The sequence below is a fragment of the Streptomyces sp. genome (assembly GCF_036566765.1).
In the GTDB taxonomy this organism is placed as follows: Bacteria; Actinomycetota; Actinomycetes; order Streptomycetales; family Streptomycetaceae; genus Streptomyces.
Map to the genome: position 1 here is coordinate 1 of NZ_DATCVQ010000379.1, position 5,087 is coordinate 5,087.

5 protein-coding genes are annotated in these 5,087 nt (G+C 74.7%); 3 read left to right on the forward strand and 2 right to left on the reverse strand.

Annotated elements, in window-relative coordinates:
• On the reverse strand, positions 1–368 hold a 368-nt coding region (locus VIU94_RS22255), incomplete at its 3' end, for an SUKH-3 domain-containing protein (RefSeq protein WP_331913614.1).
• A gap of 10 nt (positions 369–378) precedes the next feature.
• Complete coding sequence (locus VIU94_RS22260; protein ID WP_331913615.1) at positions 379–894, reverse strand: YwqJ-related putative deaminase; 516 nt, start codon at positions 892–894, stop codon at positions 379–381.
• Between the two features lie 245 nt (positions 895–1,139).
• Between VIU94_RS22260 and VIU94_RS22265 the strand changes: the two genes are divergently transcribed.
• The 3 genes from VIU94_RS22265 to VIU94_RS22275 form a co-directional block, all read left to right on the forward strand.
• Positions 1,140–2,117 (forward strand): SMI1/KNR4 family protein, encoded by a 978-nt coding sequence (locus VIU94_RS22265; RefSeq protein WP_331913616.1) that lies wholly within the window; start codon positions 1,140–1,142, stop codon positions 2,115–2,117.
• Between the two features lie 7 nt (positions 2,118–2,124).
• Positions 2,125–4,590 (forward strand): SUKH-4 family immunity protein, encoded by a 2,466-nt coding sequence (locus VIU94_RS22270; protein WP_331913617.1) that lies wholly within the window; start codon positions 2,125–2,127, stop codon positions 4,588–4,590.
• A gap of 199 nt (positions 4,591–4,789) precedes the next feature.
• The coding region (locus VIU94_RS22275; RefSeq protein ID WP_331913618.1) for a DivIVA domain-containing protein at positions 4,790–5,087 on the forward strand (298 nt) is incomplete at its 3' end.

Genomic DNA, 5,087 nt, shown 5'->3' on the forward strand with positions numbered 1-5,087 from the left:
TCGATCGCCAGGACGGCCCGGTGGTCGCCCTCCTCGCCGAGCGGGGCGATCTCCGTGTCCAGGGCGCGGCCGAGGTCGCCGAGGGTGCGGGCCATGTGGAGCCCGGCCAGCGGGTCGAGCAGTACCGCGGCGGGCGCGATCTGGCGCCCGCCGCCGGGACCGGTCACCCGCAGTCCGCCGAACTCGGCCCACGCCTCGACCGCGGCCGGGAAGACCGCGTGCCGGTGACCGGCCGGGGAGACATGGGCGCGCAGGGCGTCGGCCCAGTGTTCGGCCTGCTTGATGTCCCATCGGCCGGGCTGCCAGCCCGCCTCGCGGAGGGCCGCGTCGACGGCGACGGGGAAGCGGGTGGTGTGGAGGTCGGGCATGTGGTGCAAGTCAGCCCTTCTGGGCGGCGGGGTCGACGGGGCGCACGCCGAAGTGGGCGAGCATCGCCGTGCAGGAGCGGCAGGGCGCCGCGTAACTGCCGTGCAGCGGGTCGCCGTCCTCCCGGATGCGGCGGGCGGTGAGTTTGGCGTGCTTGAGGGAGCGCCGGGCCTCGCCGGCGGTGAGCGGCTTCCGCTGGGCGCGCTTGGAGCGGCCGGTCTCGGCGGCGGTGAGGTGCCGGGAGAGCAGGATCGCCTCGGGGCAGCGGCCGGTGAAGCGTTCGCGCTGGCCGCTGGTGAGCGTGTCGAGGAAGTCCTGGACGAGAGGGTGCAGAACGGGCGCCTGGTCGCCGCGGCCGGCGGTGCAGGTGAGGGTCTCGCCGCGGACGGAGAGCGCGGCGCCGACGGTCGGCAGGATGCCGTCGCGGCGGTGTCGCAGTAAGGGGGCACGGCTCGGCTCGGTGCTGCTCCAGCTGAGGCGTGGGTCACCCTGCGTGGGCAGTGGTGCCGGTGGTCGTGCTGTGTACATGGTGGCTCGTCTTCCCCTCCTGCAATCCCCCGAGTTGCGTGAACAGCCTGCCAAATGGGGTGCCCGCTGTGGAAGCTGGGTGGTGAAACGGGGCCTTCGGTGTGTCGGAACCATCGCCGTTGCGTCATACGCCCGTGACAGTTGGTCACGGCCGGGGCCGGCGGCGGATCGGCCGGGGCGGCCCTGTTGTGGCACCGCATAGGCTGTGCGGAATCAGCCAGCAGCCAGCGCAGGGGGCAACCGCCATGACGACAGGTCGGCTCGGGCAGGATGCCGCGCCACCGAACGCGGCCTACGCCGGGCAGGTCGTGCATTTCCCGGACCCGGTCCGGGCTTCCCGTCATCCCCGAGGGGTGCGGGTGGACGCGCACGGATACCCGGACTTCTCGCCGTACGCCCGCGCGGCAGCGGAGATCGCGGAGCCGCCGCAGGGCTTCGGCGTGGACGAGCTGCGGCTGACGGACTACGTGTCCGCGAACGCGGCGCTGGCCGCGTCGGGGCACGAGCTGTGGGACACGATCCCGGCGGTGGCCACCCCGCACGGCTGGACCTGGCACCACGTGGCCGGCACCCGGCGCATGGAGCTGGTCCCGGTCGAGGTGAAGGCGCTGCTGCGGCACCACGGCGGTGTGACGACGGCGGCGGTGGACCACGCCAAGCGCGGGACGCGTCCGCTGCAGGAGACCCGGCCGGCGCACTTCGGACTGCCGAAGGCGCGGGTGTCGGTGTCGGAGCAGCAGTTGCAGGGCGTGGAGGAGGATCTGGGGTACCGCCTGCCGGGCGCGTACCGCTCCTTCCTTAAGGCTGCCGGCGGCTGCGCGCCGGTGGGCGCGGCGCTCGACGCGGAGCTGGGTCTCCTGGTGGACCAGCCGTTCTTCACGGTGCGTGAAGAGGCGGCGGTCAACGACCTGGTGTACGTGAACAAGTGTCTGCGGGACCATCTGACGAAGGACTATCTGGGCGTCGGGTTCGTGCAGGGCGGCATCCTCGCGGTCAAGGTGCGTGGTGAGGGCGTCGGTTCGGTGTGGTTCTGCGCCTACGACGACGCCCGGGACCGGGACGGTCTGAGCGTGCAGGAGCGGGCGGAGCGCCTGCTGCTGCCGTGCGGGTCGGACTTCGACGATTTCCTGCAGCGTCTTGCGGGCAATCCGCCGGAGCTGGACACGGTGGCGAACCTGATGGTCGACGGCGGCTTCGCGCAGGCCGTCGCGGTGGGGGAGTGAGCTCTCGATGGTGACGTTCGCGCAGGCGCAGGAGCGCGCCGAGGAGTGGGTCAACGGCGACGTGCCCGCGTATCAGCACCGTGAGGTGCGGGTGCGGGAGTTCGACCTCGGCTTCGTGGTGTGGGCGGAGGACCGCGAGGACGGTCCGACGTCCGACGGCGGCCGGCAGCGGCTGGTGATCGCCCGCGACAGCGGCGAGGCGACGCTGTGGCCGGGACTGCCGGTGGGCGAGGTGATCCGCCGGTACGAGGAGGAGTACGGCGGTCCGGACGGGGCGCCCGAGGAGACGCCGCCTGCCCCGCCGGAGCGGATCGATCTGAATCAGACGTCCTTCCTGCTGACTCCGCCGGAGTGGCTGCAGGACGCCGCGGACCGCATGGGGATTCCGGACGGGCGGCGGGGGGACGGGGGTTCTGCTTCGGCGTCTGCTTCCGCGGGTGCGTCGACGCCTGTGGGTTCCGCGTCGCCGACGCCTCCGCCTGCGCCGGTGCCTGCTCCTGCTCCCGCTTTCGCGCCGCCCGCTCCGGCTTCGGCCTCGGGCAGTGGCGCGTGGGCGGACGTGAGTTCGGGCGGCGGGGACGACGTGTCCGTACCGCTTCCGGCGACGGTGTTCGCGCCGCCGCTGTCGGGCGCGGACGACGAGGACACGCCGCCGCCGGCGATCGGCGCGGACGCGCCGACGGCCCTGATGTCGGGCGGCAGCCAGCTGCCGAGGACGGCGATCGCCACGCCGGCGCTGCAGCAGCAGGGGCCCCCGTCTGCCCAGCCCCCCGTACCGCCTGTGGCTCCGGGGGGTCCGGGTGACATCGCGGACGCCGCGACGAGCAAGGCCGGGCTGCCGCCGCGCGCCCAGCAGGGCGGCGGGGCGACCCCGCCGCCTCCGCCGGGCGCTCCGGGCGTCCCGGGGGCTCCGGGGGCTCCTGGCGCTCCTGGCGCTCCTGGCGGCGACGCGTACGTACCGACGCAGCTGGTGTCGCAGCTGGGTCCCGGCGGCCCGATGCCGCCCGGTCCGCCCTCGCCGCCGACCCCGCCGCAGCCGGTGCACCACGCCGCGACGATGCTGGCGCACCCCGGTCAGAACCCGAGCCTCGGCGGCCAGGGCGGGGCGACTCCTCCTCCGCCGCCCGGTCCTCCGGGTGCGCCGGGCGCGCCGGGTATGCCTCCGCCGCCCGCTCCGCCGGGTGTTCCCGCCGGTGCGACTCCGCCGCAGCCCGTGCATCACGCGGCGACGATGCTGGCCAGCCCGAGCCAGGGCGGTCCGGGGACCCCTCCGCCGCCCGGTCCTCCGGGAGCGCCGGGTACGCCTCCGCCGCCCGCTCCGCCGGGTGCTCCGGGTGGGGCGACTCCGCCGCAGCCGGTGCATCACGCGGCGACGATGCTGGCGAGCCCGAGCCAGGGCGGTCCGGGGACCCCTCCGCCGCCCGCGCCTCCCGGCATGCCCGGAGCCCCCGGCATGCCCGGGCCCGGCGGCCCGGCGCCGTTCCCGCCGCAGCCGAGCGGTCAGCCGACCGTCGGCCCCGGCTACCAGGCCGTGCTGCGCTACCGCGCGCCGGACGGCTCGGAGGCGCAGATCATCCGGCGTTCGGCCCCGGGCACCCCGCACCCGGAGTGGCAGATCCTGCACGAGCTGCGCGCGATGAACGTCCCGCCGCAGCAGGTGCTCGAACTGCACACCGAGCTGGCGTCCTGCGAGCTGCCCGGCGGTTACTGCGCCCGGATGATCCGGGAGACCTGGCCCCAGGCGCGGATCACCAACATCGCCCCGTACGGCCGGGATCACGCCGGCCGGCAGCAGGGCATGCAGCAACTCCTCACCCATCAGGGCGAGTTGCACCAGGTCGCGGACGGTCCGGCGCGCCCCGCTCCGGTGCGCGCGCCGCTGCCGCAGGTGCAGCCCGCGCCGCCGATCCCGCCGGAGGGCGTGGCGCAGGAGCTGGCGGGCGCGTTCGGCCCGGCGATCTGCCGGTTCGACCAGCGGGCGGTGTCCCGGCAGGGCGTGCCCGAGGCCGTCGCGGTGACGCTGGTGTGGGCGGGTCTGCCGGCGGACTTCGGTCCGTTCTTCTGGGCGCAGCCCGCGCAGCCGGTCGTCCCGACGCTGGCGGAGCTGGCGGCGCAGCGGCAGATCCAGCCGCCCTCGGACGCGGGCTCGTACCTGGTGATCGGCTCGGACTTCGGGCGGGCGATCTGCGTCCAGTACGGGACGGCGCACATCGTGGCCGTGCCGGTGGAGCCGGGGCCGGACGGCCGGTGCCTGCCGCCGCAGTTCGTGAACAGCGGGCTGCCGGAGTTCACCCGGTGCATGGCGCTGCTCGGCCGGATGTGGCGGCTGCGGTTCGGCCTGACGCCGGACCAGGCGGGCCGCTGGACCGTCGACTTCCAGGCGCAGCTGGCGATGCTGGACCCGGCGGCGCTGGCGTCGCCGGAGAACTGGTGGTCGGTGCTCCTCGAGCAGATGTGGGACGGACTCCTCTGAGTCCGCTCGACCGTCGGCTCCGAGAGTCCGCTCGACGGAGTACGTGAAGGGCCCGGTCCGGGTACGGACCGGGCCCTTCGGGTTTTTGACCGGGACGTTCACGGGGAGTGTCGCTTTGTGAACGGTTCCTTTCGATCCGTCAGGATTGCGCCGATATGGGAGCCGATACGGGAGTCGATACGGGAGAGGAGTTCCGCGGATGAAGAGGCCGCATGACTTCGCCGTCGTACGAGCAGTGCGCGGCTACCGACCGGACCAGGTGGACCGCTTCCTCTCCGGGCTCTCCGACGAACGCGACGCCGCCCGGGAGCGCGCTCGCCGTTTGACCGTGCTCGCCAAGGAGCGGGAGGCGGAGGCGGCGCGGCTGCGCGAGGCCGCGGCGGGCCTCACGCCGCAGCGGTACGCGACGCTGGGCGAGCGGGCGCGGCAGATCCTGGAGCTCGGCGAGGCGGAGGCGGAGCTGCTCGTCACGGCCGCGACCGAGGCGGCGCGGCTGC

Excerpts from the sequence above, each read along its gene's own strand:
- VIU94_RS22270 (WP_331913617.1), top strand. The coding sequence starts at position 2,125 with ATGGTGACGTTCGCGCAGGCGCAGGAGCGCGCCGAGGAGTGGGTCAAC.
- VIU94_RS22265 (WP_331913616.1), top strand. The coding sequence starts at position 1,140 with ATGACGACAGGTCGGCTCGGGCAGGATGCCGCGCCACCGAACGCGGCC.
- VIU94_RS22260 (WP_331913615.1), bottom strand. The coding sequence starts at position 894 with ATGTACACAGCACGACCACCGGCACCACTGCCCACGCAGGGTGACCCA.